Here is a 22727-nt window from a genome sequence, read left to right on the forward strand (position 1 = left end):
TCGATTTATATCGAACAAAGGGCCTGCGGGCCCTTTTTTCATTGTTTTCAGCGTACAAACGCAGTTTTTTGGTGTACTCTTGCGACCGTTCGCATGAGGATAATCACGTATGGAAATAAGCTTTACCCGCATGGCATTGCTGGCTGCCGCGCTCTTCTTTGTTGGTTGCGATCAAAAAACACAACCCGCCAAACCCCACGCTACTGAAGTTACCGTTCTTGAAGGCAAAACGATGGGAACCTTCTGGCGTGCCAGCATCCCTGGCATTGACGCCAAACGCAGTGCTGAACTTAAAGAGAAGATTCAGACCCAGCTGAACGCCGACGATCAGCTGCTTTCGACCTATAAAAAAGACTCCGCGCTGATGCGCTTTAACGATTCGAAAAGTTTGTCACCGTGGCCGGTAAGTGAAGCGATGGCCGATATCATCACCACCTCGCTGCGCATTGGCGCCAAAACCGATGGCGCGATGGATATTACTGTCGGGCCGCTGGTGAATCTGTGGGGCTTTGGCCCGGAACAACAGCCGGTACAAATCCCGAACCAGGAACAGATCGACGCGATGAAAGCCAAAACAGGTTTGCAGCACCTGACGGTCATTAATCAGTCGCATCAGCAATATCTGCAAAAAGATCTGCCGGATTTATATGTCGATCTCTCCACCGTCGGCGAAGGTTATGCGGCAGATCATCTGGCACGCTTAATGGAGCAGGAAGGTATTTCCCGCTATCTGGTGTCGGTGGGGGGCGCGCTGAACAGCCGTGGCATGAACGGCGAAGAGCAGCCGTGGCGAGTGGCGATCCAAAAACCGACCGATAAAGAAAACGCGGTTCAGGCCGTGGTGGATATCAACGGTCACGGGATTAGCACCTCCGGCAGCTATCGCAACTATTACGAACTGGACGGCAAACGCCTTTCCCATGTTATCGATCCGCAAACCGGGCGTCCCATTGAACACAATCTGGTCTCCGTGACGGTGATTGCCCCGACGGCGCTGGAAGCCGATGCCTGGGATACAGGTTTGATGGTGCTTGGGCCGGAGAAAGCCAAAGAAGTCGTTCGTCGGGAAGGGCTGGCGGTCTATATGATCACCAAAGAGGGCGATAGCTTTAAAACCTGGATGTCGCCGCAGTTTAAAGGCTTCCTTATTAGCGAAAAAAATTAAAGCGCAAGATTGTTGGTTTTTGCGCGATGGTGACCGGGCAGACTAAAGGCTATCCTTAACCAGGGAGCTGATGATGAAAAACGCCACACGCTTAACTGATGATCAACGCTGGCAATCTGTCTTAGCCCGCGACCCGAACGCCGACGGCGAATTTGTCTTCGCCGTGCGCACCACGGGCATCTTTTGCCGTCCGTCTTGCCGCGCCAGACATGCCTTGCGGGAAAACGTTTCTTTCTATACGGATGCCAGCGAGGCGCTTGCCGCTGGCTTTCGCCCCTGCAAACGTTGTCAGCCAGACAAAGCCAATCCCCAGCAACATCGCCTTGATAAAATTACCCACGCCTGCCGACTGCTGGAACAGGAAACGCCTGTAACGCTGGAAGCCTTAGCCGACCAGGTGGCGATGAGTCCGTTCCATTTGCATCGATTGTTTAAAGCGACGACCGGAATGACGCCTAAAGCCTGGCAGCAGGCCTGGCGCGCTCGTCGTTTACGGGAATCTCTGGCAAAAGGGGAGAGCGTGACTCAGGCGATTCTCAATGCCGGATTCCCCGACGGCAGCAGTTACTACCGTAAAGCCGATGAAACGCTGGGCATGACGGCTAAACAGTTTCGTCACGGTGGCGAAAGCCTGGCTGTGCGTTATGCGCTGGCTGATTGTGAGCTGGGTCGTTGCCTGGTGGCAGAAAGCGAGCGGGGGATTTGCGCGATATTACTGGGTGATGATGACGCGACGTTAATCAGTGAACTGCGGCAGATGTTTCCCGCTGCCAGCGACGAACCGGCGGGTGAGGAATTTCAGCAACGCCTACGCGAAGTGATCGCCAGCCTCAATCAGCGCGATACGCTGCTGACGTTGCCGCTGGATATTCGCGGCACCGCTTTTCAACAGCAAGTCTGGCAGGCGCTGCGTACCATTCCTTGCGGTGAAACTGTGAGTTATCAGCAACTGGCAAACACCATCGGCAAACCGAAAGCGGTACGTGCCGTGGCAAGTGCCTGCGCCGCCAATAAGTTAGCGATCGTTATACCTTGTCATCGGGTGGTACGTGGTGATGGCACACTTTCCGGTTACCGCTGGGGGGTTTCGCGTAAAGCACAGTTGCTACGCCGTGAAGCTGAAAACGAGGAAAAATAATGTTGGATCTGTTTGCTGACGCTGAACCGTGGCAAGAACCTCTGGCACCTGGCGCGGCAATTTTACGGCGCTTTGCCTTTAACGTTGCGGAACAACTGATCCGCGATATTAATGACGTCGCCCGCCAGTCGCCGTTTCGCCAGATGGTTACCCCCGGCGGATATACCATGTCGGTGGCAATGACCAACTGCGGGCGTCTGGGCTGGACCACCAATCGGCAGGGTTATCTCTATTCGCCCATTGATCCGCAAACAAATAAACCGTGGCCCGCCATGCCGCAGAGTTTTCATAATTTATGTCAACGTGCGGCTACGGCGGCGGGCTATCCAGATTTCCAGCCTGACGCTTGCCTGATCAACCGCTATGCCCCTGGCGCGAAACTGTCGTTACATCAGGATAAAGACGAACCGGATCTGCGCGCACCGATTGTTTCTGTTTCTCTGGGCTTACCCGCGATTTTTCAATTTGGTGGCCTCAAACGTAATGATCCGCTAAAACGACTGTTGCTGGAGCATGGCGACGTGGTGGTTTGGGGCGGTGAATCGCGGCTGTTTTATCACGGCATTCAACCACTCAAAGCGGGCTTTCATCCACTCACCGCCGACTGCCGCTACAATCTGACATTCCGTCAGGCAGGTAAAAAAGAATAAAAATAAGAATTATTATTGCTGTGAGCGCGGAGATGTTTAAACTGCGGGCTGTAATTCATTGTCCGGGTTTTCTGCATGGAACTTCTTGTACTTGTCTGGCGGCAGTATCGCTGGCCATTTATCAGTGTGATGGCGCTAAGCCTCGCCAGTGCGGCATTAGGCATTGGCTTAATTGCTTTTATCAATCAGCGCCTTATCGAAACGGCGGATAACAGTCTGCTGGTGCTGCCGGAGTTTCTGGGTTTATTGCTGTTGCTAATGGCAGTGACGCTGGGATCGCAACTGGCACTTACTACGCTGGGGCACCACTTCGTTTACCGACTGCGTAGCGAATTTATCAAGCGGATTCTGGATACCCACGTTGAGCGTATCGAACAACTCGGTAGCGCCTCATTGCTGGCGGGGTTAACCAGCGATGTGCGCAATATCACCATTGCTTTTGTTCGTTTGCCGGAACTGGTGCAGGGGATCATTCTCACTATCGGTTCAGCGGCGTATTTGTGGATGCTGTCGGGCAAAATGTTGCTGGTAACGGCAATCTGGATGGCGGTCACCATCTGGGGCGGTTTTGTGCTGGTGGCGCGGGTATACAAACATATGGCGACCCTGCGTGAAACCGAAGACAAGCTGTACACGGATTTTCAAACCGTTCTGGAAGGGCGCAAAGAGCTGACCCTGAACCGTGAACGCGCTGAGTATGTGTTTAACAACCTCTACATTCCTGATGCGCAAGAGTATCGCCATCATATTATCCGCGCAGACACCTTCCATCTTAGTGCTGTGAACTGGTCAAACATCATGATGTTGGGTGCTATCGGCCTGGTGTTCTGGATGGCGAACAGTCTCGGTTGGGCTGATACCAACGTTGCCGCGACCTATTCGCTGACGCTGTTATTCCTGCGCACGCCGCTGCTTTCTGCGGTTGGCGCATTACCGACGCTGCTGACGGCTCAGGTGGCGTTTAACAAGCTGAACAAATTCGCGCTCGCGCCTTTCAAAGCGGAGTTTCCACGCCCGCAGGCGTTTCCTGACTGGCAAACGCTGGAGCTACGTAACGTGACGTTTAGTTATCAGGACAACGCGTTTTCCGTTGGCCCACTCAACCTCACCATTAAACGTGGCGAACTGTTGTTTCTGATTGGTGGCAACGGTAGCGGAAAATCGACGCTGGCGATGTTGCTGACGGGGTTGTATCAGCCGCAAAGCGGTGAAATTTTGCTGGATGGTAAACCCATCAGCGGCGAAAAACCGGAAGATTATCGCAAACTGTTTTCGGCAGTGTTTACCGATGTCTGGCTGTTCGATCAACTGCTGGGGCCGGAGGGTAAACCTGCTAATCCGCAACTGGTTGAGAAGTGGCTGGCGCAGCTGAAAATGGCTCATAAGCTGGAGTTAAGTAACGGGCGTATTGTTAACCTGAAGTTATCAAAAGGGCAGAAAAAACGCGTGGCGCTGTTGCTGACGCTGGCAGAAGAACGCGATATTATCCTGCTGGATGAATGGGCGGCGGATCAGGACCCACACTTCCGTCGTGAGTTTTATCAGGTGCTGCTGCCGCTAATGCAGGAGATGGGTAAAACGATTTTCGCCATCAGTCATGATGATCATTACTTTATCCACGCTGACCGCCTGCTGGAGATGCGCAACGGGCAACTTAGCGAACTGACGGGCGAAGAGCGCGATGCTGCTTCGCGTGATGCCGTTGCCCGGACGGCATAATATTTTGACGCTGACCTGGCGGCTCGCTGCCGCCAGGTCAATATTCTAAAAATCCCTTCGTTTCTAATAACCATATAATTAATCAACGAAATTATAATGTTTCTAAAATTAGAATATAATTTATAAACATTATTTAAATGTTGTTACTTAAGTGTTACCGTTGATGCCGCGCAAATCTCACCTGCAATAAAGCGACTAAAAGTAAGGCATTAACAAGATGAAAAAAGTGACTGCCATGCTCTTCTCGATGGCCGTGGGGCTTAATGCCGTTTCTATGGCGGCAAAAGCGAAAGCGTCCGAGGAGCAGGAAACTGATGTACTGTTGATTGGCGGCGGCATTATGAGCGCCACGTTGGGGACCTATTTACGCGAGCTGGAGCCTGAATGGTCGATGACCATGGTGGAGCGCCTGGAGGGTGTCGCGCAGGAGAGTTCGAACGGCTGGAACAACGCCGGAACCGGGCATTCTGCACTGATGGAACTGAACTACACCCCGCAAAACGCCGATGGCAGCATCAGTATTGAAAAAGCAGTCGCCATTAACGAAGCATTTCAGATTTCCCGCCAGTTCTGGGCGCACCAGGTCGAGCGCGGCGTGCTGCGTACTCCGCGTTCATTTATCAATACCGTTCCGCATATGAGTTTTGTCTGGGGCGAGGATAACGTCAATTTCCTACGCGCCCGTTACGCCGCGTTGCAACAAAGCTCGCTATTTCGCGGTATGCGTTACTCTGAAGATCACGCGCAGATCAAAGAGTGGGCACCGTTAGTGATGGAAGGGCGCGATCCGCAACAGAAAGTGGCAGCCACGCGTACGGAAATTGGTACCGATGTGAACTACGGCGAGATCACCCGCCAGTTAATTGCTTCCTTGCAGAAGAAATCTAACTTCTCGCTGCAACTCAACAGCGAAGTCCGCGCCCTAAAGCGTAATGACGATAACACCTGGACAGTCACCGTTGCCGATCTGAAAAATGGCACTGCACAGAACATCCGCGCCAAATTTGTCTTTATCGGCGCGGGCGGTGCGGCGCTGAAGCTGTTACAGGAATCGGGGATTCCGGAAGCGAAAGACTACGCCGGTTTCCCGGTGGGCGGTCAGTTCCTTGTTTCGGAAAACCCGGACGTGGTTAATCACCATCTGGCGAAGGTTTACGGTAAAGCATCCGTTGGCGCACCACCGATGTCGGTTCCGCATATCGATACCCGTGTGCTGGACGGTAAACGCGTAGTGCTGTTTGGGCCATTTGCCACTTTCTCAACCAAGTTCCTCAAAAACGGTTCACTGTGGGATCTGATGAGTTCCACCACCACCTCTAACGTGATGCCGATGATGCACGTCGGGCTGGATAATTTCGATCTGGTGAAATATCTGGTAAGTCAGGTGATGTTGAGTGAAGAGGATCGTTTTGAAGCGTTGAAAGAGTACTATCCGCAGGCGAAAAAAGAGGACTGGCGTTTGTGGCAAGCAGGACAGCGTGTGCAGATTATCAAACGCGATGCCGAGAAAGGCGGCGTGCTGCGTCTGGGTACAGAAGTGGTCAGCGACCAGCAAGGAACCATTGCCGCGCTGCTGGGGGCATCGCCGGGGGCGTCAACTGCCGCGCCGATTATGTTGAATCTGCTGGAAAAAGTATTTGGTGATCGTGTTTCCAGTCCGCGATGGCAGGCCACGTTGAAAGCGATCGTTCCGTCTTATGGCCGTAAGCTGAACGGCGATGTGGCGGCAACAGAACGCGAGTTGCAGTACACCAGCGAAGTGCTGGGGCTGAAATACGATAAGCCGCAGGCGGCAGACAGTACGCCGAAACCGCAGTTGAAACCGCAACCCGTTCAAAAAGAAGTGGCGGATATTGCGTTGTAATGGTGCGCCGCATCCGGCATTGAGTGTCGGATGCGGCGTAACCGCCTTATCCGACCTACGGGGTGCCGCATTTCACAGTAGCGTAGGCCTGATAAGACGCGTCAGCGTCGCATCAAGCAACCGGCTCGTGCGCCAGATGTCGGATGCGGCGTAACCGTCTTATTCGGCCTACGGAGTGCAGCACTTCACAGCAGTTTAGCGAACTACCGCGTTGTCAATTTTTTCTTCCGCCTTCCAAATGCGGTACTTCACATCCACATTGTCTGGCGTATACACCACGATCGGCAGCTTACTGTTGTAACGCAGCATTCCAGCATCGCCCAGATACGCGGTGACAAATTTCTTCTCTTTCTTGCCATCCGGGCAGGCCATCATCGTCGAAACCGGGGAGCTTACTTTATCAAAGACATAATAATCATAGCCCCAGCCTTCCAGCGTTTTGCTTTCCAGCTTCCCGCCGAGACGATGCAAATTGCAATCGACTTCCAGCGTCTGACCGATTAACAGTTCTACTTTCAGGGTAGATTCATCTTCTTGCGGAGTTAACTGAATCACCTGACGCTTCATGCCTTTTTCAGCTTGTGGATAAGGCGCTACTTTCTCCAGTGGCTGGACACTCTCTGCCGCCCAGGCGGAGGTGGTAGCGAAAGCGGCAAACAATACTGCAGGTAGAATGGTCTTCATTTTTGCTTTCCTTCTTCATTTATAGGTTTTCACCGATGATGTCGCTGAAGGTTAACATATTCATCAGATTTATTAATTTGCTTTATGAATAACCTAAAGAATATTCAGACAATTTTACCTGCCCTTTTAGTGTTAAATTCTGATGAATGGTGAAGCCTGGAGAAATATTTCTGGTGAATTAATCGCTATATAAATATGTTTATAACCATTTGAAATGTGAGCAAAAGCCCGTTTTTGCCACTCTTCCCACCACTCTTTTGATCCTGCTACAGGTTTTACCCCGATCGGGGTATGCATCTTTGACACATCCTTTAATATCTTAGCGGCTATAAAAATGGCTTATTAATTATGCGGTTTATTTGGTCGCTCTCAGTTTTCAGAGCGCGTTAATGATGGAAGGTCAATGTGAAGATTGATGCATCCCGTCGGGGCATACTCACTGGTCGCTGGCGCAAAGCCAGTAACGGTATCCGTCCGCCCTGGTCCGGTGATGAATCTCATTTTCTGACCTATTGCACCCGCTGCGACGCCTGTATTAATGCTTGTGAAAACAACATTCTGCAACGCGGCGCGGGTGGCTATCCGAGCGTTAATTTCAAAAATAACGAGTGCAGCTTCTGTTACGCCTGCGCGCAGGCTTGCCCCGAATCGCTATTTTCTCCGCGCCACACCAGGGCCTGGGATTTGCAGTTCACCATTGGGGACGCGTGCCTGGCGTATCAGTCAGTTGAATGCCGCCGCTGTCAGGATAGCTGTGAGCCAATGGCAATTATCTTTCGCCCGACGCTCTCCGGGATCTACCAGCCGCAACTTAATAGCCAACTTTGCAACGGATGTGGAGCATGTGCAGCCAGCTGTCCGGTATCAGCCATAACTGCGGAGTATCTCCATGCACACTAACTGGCAAGTTTGCAGCCTGGTCGTTCAGGCCAAAAGCGAACGAATTTCAGACATCAGCACCCAACTGAACGCCTTTCCCGGCTGTGAAGTTGCTGTCAGCGACGCGCCGAGCGGTCAGTTGATTGTGGTGGTGGAAGCAGAAGACAGCGAAACGCTGATCCAAACCATTGAGTCAGTACGCAACGTAGAGGGCGTGCTGGCGGTGTCGCTGGTTTATCACCAGCAGGAAGAGCAAGGTGAGGAAACACCATGAAACTCAGTCGTCGTAGCTTTATGAAAGCTAACGCCGTTGCGGCCGCTGCGGCGGCTGCCGGTCTCAGCGTGCCGGGCGTTGCCCGCGCCGTTGTTGGTCAGCAGGAAGCCATTAAATGGGATAAAGCGCCGTGCCGTTTCTGTGGTACTGGTTGCGGCGTTCTGGTCGGAACGCAGCAGGGGCGTGTGGTGGCCTGTCAGGGCGACCCGGACGCACCGGTTAACCGTGGCCTGAACTGCATTAAGGGCTATTTCCTGCCCAAAATCATGTACGGTAAAGACCGTTTGACGCAGCCGCTGCTGCGTATGAAAAACGGTAAATATGACAAAGAAGGCGAATTTACCCCAATCACCTGGGATCAAGCCTTCGATGTGATGGAAGAGAAATTCAAAACCGCCCTGAAAGAAAAAGGGCCGGAATCGATCGGTATGTTCGGTTCTGGTCAATGGACTATCTGGGAAGGTTATGCTGCGTCCAAGTTGTTCAAAGCGGGCTTCCGTTCGAACAACATCGACCCGAACGCGCGTCACTGTATGGCGTCGGCAGTAGTTGGCTTTATGCGTACCTTTGGTATGGATGAGCCGATGGGCTGCTATGACGACATCGAGCAGGCTGACGCGTTTGTGCTGTGGGGCGCAAACATGGCGGAGATGCACCCGATCCTCTGGTCGCGCATCACTAACCGTCGTCTCTCTAATCAGAACGTCACCGTAGCGGTGCTTTCTACCTACCAGCATCGTAGCTTCGAGCTGGCGGATAACGGCATCATCTTTACGCCACAGTCTGACCTGGTGATCCTGAACTACATCGCCAACTATATCATTCAAAACAATGCGATAAATCAGGACTTCTTCAGCAAACACGTTAATCTGCGTAAAGGGGCGACGGACATCGGCTACGGTTTACGTCCGACCCATCCGCTGGAAAAAGCAGCGAAGAATCCAGGTTCTGACGCCTCCGAACCGATGAGCTTTGAAGATTACAAAGCCTTCGTTGCTGAGTATACGCTGGAAAAAACTGCCGAAATGACCGGCGTGCCGAAAGACCAGTTAGAACAACTGGCGCAGCTGTATGCCGATCCGAACAAGAAAGTCATCTCCTACTGGACGATGGGCTTCAACCAGCATACTCGTGGCGTGTGGGCCAACAACCTGGTCTACAACCTGCACCTGCTGACCGGCAAAATTTCCCAGCCGGGTTGTGGTCCGTTCTCCCTGACCGGGCAGCCTTCCGCGTGTGGTACTGCGCGTGAAGTGGGCACCTTTGCTCACCGTCTGCCTGCGGACATGGTGGTGACTAACGAGAAACACCGTGATATCTGCGAGAAGAAGTGGAATATCCCGAGCGGCACCATTCCGGCGAAAATCGGTCTGCACGCGGTGGCACAAGACCGTGCGCTGAAAGACGGCAAGCTGAATGTTTACTGGACCATGTGTACCAATAACATGCAGGCCGGGCCGAACATTAATGAAGAGCGTATGCCGGGCTGGCGCGATCCGCGCAACTTCATCATCGTCTCCGATCCGTATCCGACAGTCAGTGCGCTGGCAGCGGACTTGATCCTGCCGACCGCAATGTGGGTAGAGAAAGAGGGCGCTTACGGTAATGCCGAACGCCGTACTCAGTTCTGGCGTCAGCAGGTACAGGCACCGGGCGAAGCGAAATCGGATCTCTGGCAGTTAGTCCAGTTCTCCCGCCGCTTCAAAACAGAAGAAGTATGGCCGGAAGAGCTGCTGGCGAAGAAACCGGAACTGCGTGGCAAAACGCTGTACGAAGTTCTGTATGCCACCCCCGAAGTGAGCAAATTCCCGGTATCCGAACTGGCGGAAGATCAGCTGAACGATGAATCCCGCGAGCTGGGCTTCTATCTGCAAAAAGGGCTGTTCGAAGAGTACGCATGGTTTGGTCGCGGTCACGGTCACGATCTGGCACCGTTCGATGACTACCACAAAGCGCGCGGTCTGCGCTGGCCGGTGGTGAACGGTAAAGAAACGCAGTGGCGTTACAGCGAAGGTAACGACCCGTACGTGAAAGCGGGCGAAGGCTATAAGTTCTACGGTAAACCGGATGGCAAAGCGGTGATCTTCGCACTGCCGTTCGAACCGGCGGCGGAAGCACCGGATGAAGAGTACGATCTGTGGCTCTCTACCGGACGCGTCCTGGAGCACTGGCACACCGGCAGTATGACTCGCCGTGTACCAGAACTGCACCGTGCCTTCCCGGAAGCGGTCCTGTTTATTCACCCGTTGGATGCGAAAGCGCGCGATCTGCGCCGTGGCGACAAAGTGAAAGTGGTTTCTCGCCGTGGCGAAGTGATCTCGATTGTTGAAACGCGCGGTCGTAACCGTCCGCCGCAGGGGCTGGTGTATATGCCGTTCTTCGACGCCGCACAGCTGGTTAACAAACTGACGCTGGATGCGACCGATCCGCTCTCGAAAGAGACGGACTTCAAGAAGTGCGCGGTCAAACTGGAGAAGGTGTAAGCCATTATGTCCCGGTCAGCGAAACCTCAAAATGGTCGCCGCCGCTTTCTGCGCGATGTCGTTCGCACAGCAGGCGGGCTGGCTGCCGTGGGTGTGGCGCTGGGGTTACAACAGCAAACCGCACGCGCATCTGGCGTGCGGTTGCGCCCGCCCGGAGCCATAAACGAGAACGCCTTTGCCAGTGCCTGTGTGCGTTGCGGTCAGTGTGTTCAGGCTTGCCCTTATGACACCTTAAAACTGGCGACGCTGGCTTCTGGCCTGTCGGCGGGCACGCCATATTTTGTCGCACGGGATATTCCTTGCGAAATGTGTGAGGACATTCCGTGCGCCAAAGTGTGCCCGAGCGGTGCGTTGGATCGTGAGATCGAATCGATCGACGACGCGCGAATGGGGCTGGCGGTGTTGGTGGATCAGGAGAACTGCCTCAACTTTCAGGGGCTGCGCTGCGATGTTTGTTATCGCGAATGCCCGAAAATTGATGAGGCAATCACCCTGGAGCTGGAGCGCAACACGCGTACCGGTAAGCACGCCCGCTTTCTGCCGACGGTTCACAGCGACGCCTGTACCGGCTGCGGTAAGTGCGAAAAAGTGTGCGTGCTGGAACAACCGGCAATCAAGGTGTTACCGCTGTCACTGGCGAAAGGGGAGTTAGGTCACCATTACCGCTTCGGCTGGCTGGAGGGGAACAATGGCAAATCGTAAACGTGACGCCGGGCGCGAGGCGCTGGAGAAAAAAGGCTGGTGGCGCACTCACCGTTGGCTGGTATTGCGTCGCCTTTGTCAGTTCTTCGTGCTGGGGATGTTTTTGAGCGGCCCGTGGTTTGGTGTGTGGATTTTGCACGGCAACTACAGCAGTAGCCTGTTATTCGACACCGTTCCGCTGACCGATCCGCTGATGACGCTGCAAAGCCTTGCCAGCGGTCATCTGCCTGCCACGGTGGCGTTGACCGGTGCGGTAATTATCACCGTGCTCTACGCCCTGGCAGGAAAGCGATTATTTTGCAGTTGGGTCTGCCCGCTGAACCCGATTACCGACTTAGCGAACTGGTTGCGCCGGCGTTTTGACCTTAATCAGTCTGCGACGATCCCGCGCCACATTCGCTACGTGCTGTTGGTGGTCATTCTGGTGGGTTCGGCCTTAACTGGCTCGCTCATCTGGGAATGGATCAACCCCGTTTCCCTGATGGGGCGTAGCCTGGTAATGGGTTTCGGTAGCGGCGCGCTGCTTATTCTCGCGCTGTTTTTATTTGATCTACTGGTCGTTGAACACGGCTGGTGCGGGCACATTTGTCCGGTTGGTGCACTGTATGGCGTGCTGGGTAGCAAAGGTGTGATTACCGTTGCGGCCACCGATCGGCAGAAATGTAACCGCTGTATGGATTGTTTTCATGTTTGCCCGGAACCGCATGTGCTACGTGCCCCGGTGCTGGATGAACAAAGCCCGGTGCAGGTCACCAGCCGCGATTGCATGACGTGCGGTCGCTGCGTGGATGTCTGTTCTGAGGATGTATTTACAATAACTACACGATGGAGTTCGGGAGCGAAATCATGAAAAGCCATGACCTGAAGAAGGCGCTGTGTCAATGGACGGCGATGCTGGCCCTGGTGGTAAGCGGCGCGGTTTGGGCGGCTAATGGCGTCGATTTTAGCCAGTCGCCGGAAGTATCCGGGACGCAGGAAGGGGCCATTCGGATGCCAAAAGAGCAGGATCGGATGCCGCTGAACTATGTGAATCAGCCGCCAATGATCCCGCATAGCGTTGAAGGTTATCAGGTAACGACCAATACCAACCGCTGCTTGCAGTGCCACGGTGTCGAAAGTTATCGCACCACTGGCGCGCCGCGTATCAGTCCTACTCACTTTATGGACAGCGACGGCAAAGTGGGCGCAGAAGTGGCTCCGCGTCGTTACTTCTGTCTGCAATGTCACGTGCCGCAGGCCGATACCGCGCCAATCGTGGGGAATACCTTTACCCCATCAAAAGGTTACGGGAAATAAGAGGTTATTATGGGAAATTCTGACCGTAAGCCTGGTCTGATTAAGCGCCTGTGGAAATGGTGGCGTACCCCCAGCCGTCTGGCGCTGGGGACGCTGCTGTTGATCGGTTTTGTCGGCGGCATCGTCTTCTGGGGCGGCTTTAACACCGGTATGGAAAAAGCCAACACCGAAGAGTTCTGCATTAGCTGCCACGAAATGCGTAACACGGTGTATCAGGAATACATGGATTCCGTGCACTACAACAACCGTAGCGGCGTCCGTGCGACCTGTCCGGATTGTCACGTTCCGCACGAGTTTGTGCCGAAGATGATACGCAAGCTCAAAGCAAGTAAAGAGCTGTATGGTAAAATTTTTGGCGTTATTGACACGCCGCAGAAATTTGAAGCTCATCGCCTGACGATGGCACAGAATGAGTGGCGGCGCATGAAGGACAATAACTCGCAGGAGTGCCGTAACTGTCACAACTTCGAGTATATGGATACAACCGCCCAGAAATCTGTTGCCGCTAAGATGCACGACCAGGCGGTGAAAGATGGGCAAACCTGTATTGATTGCCATAAAGGGATAGCGCACAAGCTGCCCGATATGCGTGAAGTCGAGCCAGGTTTTTAACAGGGTTATTGCTTGGGTATGCTTGAAGCCAGAGAGTTACTTTGTGAGCGGGATGAACGAACCTTATTTAGTGGTTTATCATTTACGCTGAACGCAGGAGAGTGGGTACAAATCACCGGTAGCAACGGCGCGGGGAAGACAACGCTTCTCCGTTTGCTGACGGGATTGTCTCGCCCTGATGCGGGTGACGTTCTCTGGCAAGGGCAGCCCTTGCATCAGGTACGCGACAGCTACCATCAAAACCTGTTATGGATAGGCCATCAGCCGGGGATCAAAACCCGGCTGACGGCGTTAGAAAATCTGCACTTTTATCATCGCGATGGCGATACCGCACAATGTCTGGAAGCTCTGGCGCAGGCCGGGCTTGCCGGATTCGAAGATATTCCGGTAAATCAACTTTCTGCCGGGCAACAACGCCGCGTCGCTTTAGCGCGTCTGTGGTTGACCCGTGCCACGTTATGGATCCTCGACGAACCTTTTACCGCGATTGACGTTAACGGCGTCGATCGTCTGACCCAGCGAATGGCGCAACATACGGAGCAGGGGGGGATTGTGATTCTGACCACTCACCAGCCGCTCAACGTTGCTGAAAGTAAAATTCGCCGCATTTCACTGACGCAAACGAGGGCCGCATGATGTTCTGGCGCATTTTCCGTCTTGAGCTGCGCGTGGCGTTTCGCCATAGTGCCGAAATCGCTAATCCGCTGTGGTTCTTCCTGATTGTTATTACCCTTTTTCCGCTCAGTATTGGCCCGGAGCCGCAGCTGCTGGCGCGTATTGCACCGGGAGTTATCTGGGTTGCGGCGCTGCTTTCTTCACTGTTGGCGCTGGAGCGGCTGTTCCGTGATGATTTGCAGGACGGCAGTCTTGAACAATTGATGTTGTTGCCGTTACCCTTGCCTGCCGTTGTGCTGGCGAAGGTGATGGCGCACTGGATGGTAACCGGTCTGCCGTTACTCATCCTCTCGCCTCTGGTGGCATTGCTACTGGGAATGGACGTTTATGGCTGGCAAGTGATGGCGCTGACGCTGCTGCTGGGAACCCCAACGCTTGGCTTTCTCGGCGCACCTGGCGTGGCACTGACGGTGGGACTTAAGCGCGGCGGCGTGCTACTGAGCATTCTGGTATTACCGCTGACTATCCCATTACTCATCTTTGCCACCGCCGCGATGGACGCGGCTTCGATGCATTTGCCCGTTGACGGGTATCTGGCAATTTTAGGCGCGTTGCTGGCAGGCACCGCGACATTAAGTCCTTTTGCGACGGCGGCAGCGTTAAGAATCAGCATTCAATAACGCTGGATTACTGATTTTTGTTCAAGTCTGGTATCGAAACTATGTGGAAAACACTGCATCAACTGGCGATCCCACCACGGCTGTACCAAATCTGTGGCTGGTTTATACCGTGGCTGGCAATCGCCAGTGTGGTTGTGCTTACCGTCGGCTGGATCTGGGGATTCGGCTTTGCCCCCGCTGATTATCAACAGGGAAATAGCTACCGCATTATCTATCTGCATGTACCTGCGGCGATCTGGTCAATGGGGATTTATGCCTCAATGGCGGTGGCCGCGTTTATTGGCCTTATCTGGCAGATGAAAATAGCCAACCTGGCGGTGGCGGCGATGGCGCCCATTGGTGCCGTGTTTACCTTTATTGCCCTGGTCACCGGTTCTGCGTGGGGAAAACCGATGTGGGGCACCTGGTGGGTATGGGACGCACGCCTGACTTCTGAACTGGTGCTGCTGTTTTTGTATGTGGGTGTGATTGCCCTGTGGCACGCCTTCGACGACCGGCGTCTGGCAGGCCGTGCGGCAGGTATTCTGGTGCTGATTGGCGTGGTGAATCTGCCGATTATTCATTACTCCGTGGAGTGGTGGAACACCCTGCATCAGGGATCAACGCGGATGCAGCAAAGTATCGATCCGGCGATGCGTTCGCCGCTGCGCTGGTCGATTTTCGGCTTCCTGCTGCTGTCTGCCACGCTGACGCTGATGCGGATGCGTAATTTGATTTTGCTGATGGAAAAACGCCGTCCGTGGGTGAGTGAACTGATACTGAAAAGAGGCCGTAAATGACCCCTGCATTTGCTTCCTGGAATGAATTTTTCGCAATGGGCGGTTACGCCTTTTATGTCTGGCTGGCGGTGGTGATGACCGTTATTCCGCTGGTGGTTTTGGTCGTGCACTCGGTGATGCAGCATCGCGCAATTCTGCGTGGCGTGGCGCAACAGCGGGCGCGTGAGGCGCGTTTACGTGCTGCGCAACAGCAGGAGGCTGCATGAATATTCGCCGTAAAAACCGCTTGTGGATTGCCTGTGCCGTTCTGGCGGGGCTGGCGCTGACTATCGGTCTGGTGCTATATGCGCTGCGCTCGAATATCGATCTTTTTTATACGCCGGGGGAGATTCTCTACGGCAAACGTGAAACCCAACAGATGCCGGAAGTCGGGCAGCGCCTGCGCGTCGGCGGAATGGTGATGCCGGGGAGCGTGCAGCGCGATCCCAATTCGCTGAAAGTAACGTTCACCATTTACGACGCTGAAGGCTCAGTGGATGTCTCTTACGAAGGCATTTTGCCGGATCTGTTCCGTGAAGGGCAGGGCGTTGTGGTGCAGGGCGAACTGGAAAAAGGCAATCATATCCTCGCGAAAGAAGTGCTGGCGAAACACGATGAAAACTATACGCCGCCAGAAGTCGAAAAAGCGATGGAAGCGAATCACCGTCGCCCGGCGAGTGTTTATAAGGATCCAGCATCATGATGCCAGAAATTGGTAACGGGCTGCTGTGCCTGGCGCTAGGAATTGCGCTGCTGCTGTCCGTGTATCCGTTATGGGGCGTGGCGCGCGGAGATGCGCGCATGATGGCGTCTTCCCGCTTGTTTGCCTGGCTACTGTTCATGACTGTGGCTGGCGCATTTCTGGTGCTGGTCAATGCTTTCGTGGTCAACGACTTTACCGTCACCTATGTTGCCAGCAACTCCAATACCCAGCTTCCGGTGTGGTATCGCGTGGCGGCTACCTGGGGCGCGCATGAAGGCTCGCTACTGCTGTGGGTGCTGCTGATGAGCGGCTGGACGTTTGCGGTAGCGATTTTTAGCCAGCGTATTCCGCTGGATATTGTTGCTCGCGTACTGGCGATAATGGGGATGGTCAGTGTCGGCTTTTTGCTGTTCATTCTCTTTACCTCTAACCCGTTCTCACGCACGTTGCCGAACTTCCCGATTGAAGGTCGCGATCTTAACCCGCTGTTGCAGGATCCGGGGCTAATCTTCCATCCGCCTCTGCTTTATATGGGGTACGTCGGCTTCTCGGTGGCGTTTGCTTTTGCCATTGCTTCTTTGCTGAGTGGGCGTCTGGACAGCACTTACGCACGTTTTACCCGTCCGTGGACGCTGGCGGCGTGGATCTTCCTGACGCTCGGCATTGTGCTTGGTTCCGCATGGGCCTATTACGAACTCGGCTGGGGCGGCTGGTGGTTCTGGGATCCGGTAGAAAACGCCTCGTTTATGCCGTGGCTGGTGGGGACTGCGCTGATGCACTCACTGGCGGTCACTGAACAACGCGCCAGCTTCAAAGCGTGGACATTACTGCTGGCAATCAGTGCCTTCTCGTTGTGTCTGTTGGGGACTTTCCTCGTGCGTTCCGGCGTGCTGGTATCGGTACACGCGTTTGCGTCTGATCCGGCACGCGGTATGTTTATCCTCGCCTTTATGGTGCTGGTGATTGGTGGTTCGCTGCTGCTGTTTGCCGCGCGTGGACACAAAGTTCGCTCACGCGTAAACAATGCGCTGTGGTCGCGGGAATCTTTGCTGTTAGCGAACAACGTTTTGCTGGTCGCCGCGATGCTGGTGGTGTTGCTGGGGACGCTGCTGCCGCTGGTGCACAAGCAACTGGGACTGGGCAGTATTTCGATTGGCGAACCGTTCTTCAACACTATGTTTACCTGGCTGATGGTGCCGTTTGCGCTACTGCTTGGTGTCGGCCCTCTGGTGCGCTGGGGACGCGATCGCCCGCGTAAAATCCGCAATTTGTTGATTATCGCCTTCATCTCTACGCTGGTGCTGTCGCTGCTGTTGCCGTGGCTGTTCGAAAGCAAAGTTGTGGCGATGACGGTGCTCGGTCTGGCAATGGCCTGCTGGATTGCGGTGCTGGCAATTGCGGAAGCTGCGCTGCGTATTTCACGCGGCACGAAAACCACCTTCAGTTATTGGGGGATGGTGGCGGCTCACCTGGGGCTGGCAGTGACAATTGTTGGCATTGCTTTTAGCCAGAACTATAGCGTTGAGCGTGATGTGCGCATGAAGTCCGGCGATAGCGTCGATATTCATGAATATCGCTTCACCTTCCGTGATGTCAAAGAGGTGACTGGTCCGAACTGGCGTGGCGGTGTGGCGACTATCGGCGTAACGCGAGATGGCAAGCCGGAAACAGTGCTGTATGCAGAAAAACGTTATTACAACACTGCCGGGTCGATGATGACCGAAGCGGCGATTGACGGTGGCATCACGCGTGACCTGTACGCGGCACTCGGTGAAGAGCTGGAAAACGGCGCGTGGGCCGTGCGTCTTTACTACAAACCATTTGTTCGCTGGATTTGGGCGGGCGGGCTGATGATGGCGTTGGGCGGACTGCTGTGTCTGTTTGATCCTCGCTATCGTAAGCGCGTGAACCCGCAGAAAACTGCGCCGGAGGCTGTATGAAGCGCAAAGTATTGTTAATTCCTTTGATTATCTTCCTGGCGATTGCCGCAGCATTGCTGTGGCAGCTGGCGCGTAATGCCGAAGGGGATGATCCGACCAATCTGGAATCGGCGCTCATTGGCAAGCCAGTGCCGACGTTTCGCCTCGAATCACTGGACAATCCGGGGCAGTTTTATCAGGCAGATGTGCTGACTCAGGGCAAACCGGTGCTGCTTAACGTCTGGGCGACCTGGTGCCCGACCTGCCGTGCGGAACATCAATATCTGAATCAGCTTTCTGCGCAGGGCATCCGCGTGGTGGGTATGAACTATAAAGACGACTGGCAGAAAGCAATTAGCTGGCTGAAAGAACTGGGCAATCCTTACGCGCTAAGCCTGTTTGATGGCGACGGCATGTTAGGGCTGGATCTCGGCGTGTATGGCGCGCCAGAAACGTTTCTCATCGATGGCAACGGCATCATTCGCTATCGCCATGCGGGCGATCTCAATCCTCGCGTCTGGGAAGAAGAGATCAAGCCGCTGTGGGAGAAATACAGTAAGGAGGCCGCACAATGAGGTTTTTATTGGGCGTGCTGATGCTGATGATCTCCGGCTCGGCGCTGGCGACCATCGACGTGTTGCAGTTTAAAGATGAAGCACAGGAACAGCAGTTCCGCCAGCTCACGGAAGAACTGCGCTGCCCGAAATGCCAGAACAACAGTATTGCCGATTCCAACTCGATGATTGCCACTGACCTGCGCCAGAAAGTGTATGAACTGATGCAGGAAGGTAAAAGCAAGAAAGAGATTGTTGATTATATGGTGGCGCGTTACGGCAACTTCGTCACTTACGATCCGCCATTAACACCGCTGACCGTGCTGCTGTGGGTGCTGCCAGTTGTCGCTATTGGTATCGGCGGCTGGGTGATTTACTCCCGCTCGCGGCGTCGGGTGCATGTGGCGCAGGAGGAGTTTCCTGAACAAAGCGTGCCGGAAGGTAAGCGTGCCGGATATGTTGTTTATCTGCCGGGTATTGTGGTGGCGTTAATTGTAGCTGGCGTCAGCTACTACCAGACTGGCAATTATCAGCAGGTGAAAATCTGGCAGCAGGCCACGGCGCAGGCTCCGGCGTTGCTGGACAGGGCGCTGGATCCGAAAGCCGATCCGCTCAACGAAGAAGAGATGTCACGTCTTGCGCTGGGGATGCGTACTCAACTGCAAAAAAATCCAGGAGATATTGAAGGCTGGATTATGTTGGGTCGCGTTGGGATGGCGCTGGGTAACGCCAGTATCGCGACCGATGCATATGCCACTGCGTATCGCCTCGATCCGAAAAACAGTGATGCTGCGCTAGGTTACGCGGAGGCGTTAACGCGTTCTTCTGACCCCAACGATAACCGCCTGGGCGGCGAGTTGTTGCGTCAACTGGTGAGAAGTGACCACAGCAATATTCGCGTGCTGAGCATGTATGCGTTTAACGCCTTTGAGCAGCAGCGATTTGGCGAAGCCGTTGCCGCGTGGGAGATGATGTTGAAACTCTTACCTGCCAACGATACTCGCCGTGCGGTGATTGAGCGCAGTATCGCGCAGGCGATGCAGCATTTGTCGCCGCAGGAGAGTAAGTAAGAAGAAGCCCGATGGTGACGCCATTGGAGCCAGGCGGATGACAACGTGCGCTATGTTTATGCCGGATGCGGCGTGATCGCCTTATTCGGCCTACAAAATCGTGCAAATTCAATACATTGCTCGATCTGCGTAGGCCTGATAAGCATAGCGCATCAGGCAGTTTTGCGTTTGTCATCAATCTCAGCCCGATGATAAATCCATCGGGCTATTTTTTTATTGTGTCCCGCGTTGTTGCAGGAACAGAATGGTGGCCGCCACGCGTGAGCGGACATTGAGTTTACGCAGCAGATTGCGAATGTGCACTTTTACCGTCTGCTCAGAAATATTCAACACCGAGGCAATTTGCTTATTCGACAGCCCTTGCGCCAGCTCGTGCAGAACATCCAGCTCACGCTCCGTCAGCACGCTGAAGGGATCTTCTTCCGCACCGAACATTTCACGTTCGCGCAAGTACTGATTGACGCGTTCGCTAAAGACTTTGCTGCCTTTTGCTCCGGCGCGAATTGCTTCCAGCAATACTTCCGGGTCGCTGTCTTTTAGCAGATAGCCGTCTGCGCCTGCGTCTATCAGTGCAAAGACATCGCTGGAGGCATCTGATACGGTCAGGATAATAATTTGCGCGGTAACGCCATCCCTGCGCAAGGCATTGAGGGTATCCAGGCCACTCATACCTTTCATATTGAGATCCAGCAAGATAACGTCGATATCCAGTCGATTAGCCAGATCGATAGCACTAGCGCCGTCGCCTGCTTCGGCGACCACTTCAAAACCAGGATCAAGCTCCAGTAACTGACGAACACCGCGTCGCATAAGTGGATGATCATCCACAATCATCACCTGAAAAGGCGTTGCTTCAGGCATAGTAGTCTCCTGAGGTTTTATTAGAATCATTATGTTTGAGCGTAGCGTTGGTAACGCTACCAGGCGCGTGAATGTTACCCCATTTTATGTATGGGCATGTAGTAAAACTGCAAGTGAGGGTAGCAAGACAATGCTGTGGATATAAAAAAACCAACCGTAAAGGTTGGTTTTCTTGGGATTTTTGGTCGGCACGAGAGGATTTGAACCTCCGACCCCCGACACCCCATGACGGTGCGCTACCAGGCTGCGCTACGTGCCGACTCGTGGCTGCTTATACTACCGTTTTCCACACCGATTGCAAGTAAGATATTTTGCTAACTGATTTATAATTAATCAGTTAGCGATGAAACGCTTCTCGTCTGTCAGCACTTGCAATAACAAACTTAACTGTGGTTTTTCGTCTTTCACTCTTTCGCCACGTAAGTTGTAAGTGCGGTATTTACCGTTATTGTTCAGTACCAGCGTCATTTTCGGGGTGGTAATTGCCAGCGTATTGTTATCCGCCGCAGTCACCCAGTAATGACGGCGCTCAGGGTTGAACAAATCCTGACCTTGCGAATATTCGCTCGCCGGTGTGCTGACGTGTAGCAGACGTTGCATCAGCGTGGTCATCAGATCGGTATGGTCGGTCAGGGTATTAATTCGCTGTGCCGGTGTGCCTGGCCAGTGAATCACTAACGGCACCTGAAGATGACCGTGGGACCAGTCAAAGGTTTCTTCCTCTTCGACCAGCGGAATGCCCCGACCGGCAGTAATAATCACCACCGTATTGTCCAGCTTGCCGGACGCTTTCAGCGCATCAAGAACGCGGTTAATCTGGTCATCGACATTACCTGCCGCGCGGCTATATTTCCGTGCAAATGCCTGCTGATTGCTGTCGTCAATGTTAGTGCCATTGAAAGATACCCATGAGAACCAGCGATTATCTTCTTGCGCGTAGCGGCTCAGCCAGTTGATCCACTGTGTGGCAGTCTGCTCATCGGATTGCGTGCGAACGCTCGGCATTGAGAAGTCTGACAACAATGCCTGACGATACAACGGGCTGGTAAAGCCATCGGATGAGAATAACCCCAGTTGATAGCCTTGCTGGTTAAGCGCGGTAATTAATGCCGCAGGTGTACGGGTCGACAGAATGCCGTCCATATAACTTGGCGATATGCCATAGAACAGGCCAAAGATGCCGTTGTCGGTCGTGTTGCCGGAACTCATATGGCGCGTGAACGAAATATTTTGTTCCGCAAAGCCTGCCAGCGCAGGCATCTGCTTCTCAAAGCGTGAGTAGTTCAGGCCATCGACAGTAATCAGCAAGACGTTTTGCCCGGTGCCCATATCGCGGTAGCGCAGTTCGCTTAACGGATACTGTACGGAAACAGCATCTGGATTGCCTTGCTCAATAAGACGGCGTTGATACTCCTGCGCATCAAGCAGACCATGCTTCTCAAGAAAACGTCGCGCCGTCATCGGGTACGAAAGCGGCAGGTTAGCGCGCTGCATGGTGATCGGGCGATAGAAGTTGGCATCGGCCCAGATATACACCACATGCGAGGCGATAAAGGCGATGAATAAGAATGCGGCCAGCGGACGGGCGAAGCGCCGACGACGTGTCAGGCTGCGCAGCTTTTGCCAGCTCCACGTCGCAAATACCAGTTCAAGCAATAATATTACCGGCACACTGATGAACATCAGCTGCCAGTCGCGCGCCATCTCATTTTCGTCCGGGTTGATAACTAGCTGCCAGACGATGGGATTAAGATGGAGATGGAAACGGGTAAAGACTTCGCTATCGATCAGTAATAGCGTCATTCCCGCCGTTGCCAGAATGACGGACAAAAACCTCATCAGCCTCTGGGAGCCGACAATAAAGGTCAGCGGGAAGAGGATCAGCAAATAGGTGGCGAACACCAGGAAGCTGAAATGACCGATAATGCTTACGTAGGAATAAATACGACCCGCAAGCGTTGTCGGCCAGTCGGCGATAAACAGGTAACGGCTGCCAATGACGAGCGAAAGCAGAATATTGAACAGTGCAAACCAGTGCCCCCAACTGACCATCTGGGAGACTTTTTCACGGTAGCGCTGACGATGAGTTACCATAACCTGT

The 22727-nt window shown here is 53.9% G+C and carries 24 protein-coding genes and 1 tRNA gene; 20 read left to right on the plus strand and 5 right to left on the minus strand.

The features are described 5' to 3' along the window. The first annotated feature begins 109 nt into the window (after positions 1–109). From apbE to mqo, 5 genes are all read left to right on the plus strand, one after another. A complete protein-coding gene (apbE, locus tag LG381_RS11660; protein ID WP_225762438.1) occupies positions 110–1165 on the plus strand; it encodes an FAD:protein FMN transferase ApbE in 1056 nt (351 codons plus the stop codon). 73 nt (positions 1166–1238) lie between these two features. After that, positions 1239–2303 (plus strand): bifunctional DNA-binding transcriptional regulator/O6-methylguanine-DNA methyltransferase Ada, encoded by a 1065-nt coding sequence (gene ada, locus LG381_RS11665; RefSeq protein ID WP_105281378.1) that lies wholly within the window; start codon positions 1239–1241, stop codon positions 2301–2303. Next, positions 2303–2953, plus strand: a complete 651-nt coding sequence (gene alkB, locus LG381_RS11670) for a DNA oxidative demethylase AlkB (protein ID WP_225762439.1) — start codon at positions 2303–2305, stop codon at positions 2951–2953. The genes ada and alkB overlap by 1 nt, the downstream gene beginning before the upstream one ends. A gap of 75 nt (positions 2954–3028) precedes the next feature. Next, the gene (yojI, locus tag LG381_RS11675) at positions 3029–4672 is read left to right on the plus strand and encodes a microcin J25 efflux ABC transporter YojI (RefSeq protein ID WP_225762440.1); all 1644 of its coding nucleotides are present in this window, start codon (positions 3029–3031) and stop codon (positions 4670–4672) included. 217 nt (positions 4673–4889) lie between these two features. Then, positions 4890–6536 (plus strand): malate dehydrogenase (quinone), encoded by a 1647-nt coding sequence (mqo, locus tag LG381_RS11680; RefSeq protein WP_225762441.1) that lies wholly within the window; start codon positions 4890–4892, stop codon positions 6534–6536. A 195-nt stretch (positions 6537–6731) separates the two neighbouring features. Here the strand turns inward: mqo and eco are convergent, their stop codons facing one another. Beyond that, a complete protein-coding gene (eco, locus tag LG381_RS11685) occupies positions 6732–7220 on the minus strand; it encodes a serine protease inhibitor ecotin (protein WP_032225728.1) in 489 nt (162 codons plus the stop codon). 132 nt (positions 7221–7352) lie between these two features. Further along, positions 7353–7517: a hypothetical protein gene (locus LG381_RS11690; RefSeq protein ID WP_021551082.1), complete on the minus strand. Its 165-nt coding sequence runs from the start codon at positions 7515–7517 to the stop codon at positions 7353–7355. Between the two features lie 108 nt (positions 7518–7625). Between LG381_RS11690 and napF the strand changes: the two genes are divergently transcribed. Genes napF through ccmH form a run of 15 tightly spaced genes read left to right on the plus strand, consistent with a single transcriptional unit; the run spans position 7626 to position 19765 of the window. Further along, positions 7626–8120, plus strand: coding sequence for a ferredoxin-type protein NapF (gene napF / locus LG381_RS11695; RefSeq protein WP_000686746.1), 495 nt, complete (start codon positions 7626–7628; stop codon positions 8118–8120). Then, the gene (napD, locus tag LG381_RS11700) at positions 8110–8373 is read left to right on the plus strand and encodes a chaperone NapD (protein WP_000557378.1); all 264 of its coding nucleotides are present in this window, start codon (positions 8110–8112) and stop codon (positions 8371–8373) included. The genes napF and napD overlap by 11 nt, the downstream gene beginning before the upstream one ends. Next, a complete protein-coding gene (gene napA, locus LG381_RS11705; RefSeq protein ID WP_000778067.1) occupies positions 8370–10856 on the plus strand; it encodes a periplasmic nitrate reductase subunit alpha in 2487 nt (828 codons plus the stop codon). Before napD ends, napA begins: the two co-directional genes overlap by 4 nt. Positions 10857–10862: 6 nt before the next feature. Next, entirely contained in the window at positions 10863–11558 is a 696-nt protein-coding gene (gene napG / locus LG381_RS11710; protein ID WP_000091291.1) for a ferredoxin-type protein NapG, read from the plus strand. Further along, entirely contained in the window at positions 11545–12408 is an 864-nt protein-coding gene (gene napH, locus LG381_RS11715) for a quinol dehydrogenase ferredoxin subunit NapH (protein ID WP_225762442.1), read from the plus strand. Before napG ends, napH begins: the two co-directional genes overlap by 14 nt. Then, positions 12405–12854, plus strand: a complete 450-nt coding sequence (napB, locus tag LG381_RS11720; protein ID WP_000835174.1) for a nitrate reductase cytochrome c-type subunit — start codon at positions 12405–12407, stop codon at positions 12852–12854. Before napH ends, napB begins: the two co-directional genes overlap by 4 nt. Before the next feature lie 9 nt (positions 12855–12863). Next, positions 12864–13466, plus strand: coding sequence for a cytochrome c-type protein NapC (napC, locus tag LG381_RS11725; protein WP_000528376.1), 603 nt, complete (start codon positions 12864–12866; stop codon positions 13464–13466). A gap of 12 nt (positions 13467–13478) precedes the next feature. Next, on the plus strand, positions 13479–14102 hold the full coding sequence (ccmA, locus tag LG381_RS11730) for a cytochrome c biogenesis heme-transporting ATPase CcmA (protein ID WP_000525568.1): 624 nt from the start codon (positions 13479–13481) through the stop codon (positions 14100–14102). Further along, positions 14099–14761: a heme exporter protein CcmB gene (ccmB, locus tag LG381_RS11735; RefSeq protein ID WP_000971739.1), complete on the plus strand. Its 663-nt coding sequence runs from the start codon at positions 14099–14101 to the stop codon at positions 14759–14761. Before ccmA ends, ccmB begins: the two co-directional genes overlap by 4 nt. A gap of 41 nt (positions 14762–14802) precedes the next feature. Continuing rightward, a complete protein-coding gene (ccmC, locus tag LG381_RS11740) occupies positions 14803–15540 on the plus strand; it encodes a heme exporter protein CcmC (RefSeq protein ID WP_225762443.1) in 738 nt (245 codons plus the stop codon). Beyond that, on the plus strand, positions 15537–15746 hold the full coding sequence (ccmD, locus tag LG381_RS11745; protein ID WP_000186547.1) for a heme exporter protein CcmD: 210 nt from the start codon (positions 15537–15539) through the stop codon (positions 15744–15746). The genes ccmC and ccmD overlap by 4 nt, the downstream gene beginning before the upstream one ends. Beyond that, positions 15743–16222: a cytochrome c maturation protein CcmE gene (gene ccmE / locus LG381_RS11750; protein ID WP_001026418.1), complete on the plus strand. Its 480-nt coding sequence runs from the start codon at positions 15743–15745 to the stop codon at positions 16220–16222. Before ccmD ends, ccmE begins: the two co-directional genes overlap by 4 nt. After that, on the plus strand, positions 16219–18162 hold the full coding sequence (gene ccmF / locus LG381_RS11755) for a cytochrome c-type biogenesis heme lyase CcmF (protein WP_000982467.1): 1944 nt from the start codon (positions 16219–16221) through the stop codon (positions 18160–18162). The genes ccmE and ccmF overlap by 4 nt, the downstream gene beginning before the upstream one ends. Further along, positions 18159–18716 (plus strand): thiol:disulfide interchange protein DsbE, encoded by a 558-nt coding sequence (gene dsbE / locus LG381_RS11760; protein WP_225762444.1) that lies wholly within the window; start codon positions 18159–18161, stop codon positions 18714–18716. The genes ccmF and dsbE overlap by 4 nt, the downstream gene beginning before the upstream one ends. Further along, the gene (ccmH, locus tag LG381_RS11765) at positions 18713–19765 is read left to right on the plus strand and encodes a cytochrome c-type biogenesis thiol:disulfide oxidoreductase CcmH (protein WP_222680266.1); all 1053 of its coding nucleotides are present in this window, start codon (positions 18713–18715) and stop codon (positions 19763–19765) included. The genes dsbE and ccmH overlap by 4 nt, the downstream gene beginning before the upstream one ends. Positions 19766–19978: 213 nt before the next feature. On the opposite strand, the gene narP is transcribed toward ccmH, so the two are convergent. From narP to yejM, 3 genes are all read right to left on the minus strand, one after another. Then, positions 19979–20626: a nitrate/nitrite response regulator protein NarP gene (gene narP / locus LG381_RS11770; protein ID WP_010348111.1), complete on the minus strand. Its 648-nt coding sequence runs from the start codon at positions 20624–20626 to the stop codon at positions 19979–19981. A 182-nt stretch (positions 20627–20808) separates the two neighbouring features. Continuing rightward, positions 20809–20885: transfer RNA gene (locus tag LG381_RS11775), tRNA-Pro, on the minus strand. 74 nt (positions 20886–20959) lie between these two features. Beyond that, complete coding sequence (yejM, locus tag LG381_RS11780) at positions 20960–22720, minus strand: LPS biosynthesis-modulating metalloenzyme YejM (protein WP_032225722.1); 1761 nt, start codon at positions 22718–22720, stop codon at positions 20960–20962. Positions 22721–22727 lie beyond the last annotated feature (7 nt).

Source organism: Escherichia sp. Marseille-Q3837, from assembly GCF_916618735.1.
GTDB classification, from domain to species: domain Bacteria; phylum Pseudomonadota; class Gammaproteobacteria; order Enterobacterales; family Enterobacteriaceae; genus Escherichia; species Escherichia ruysiae.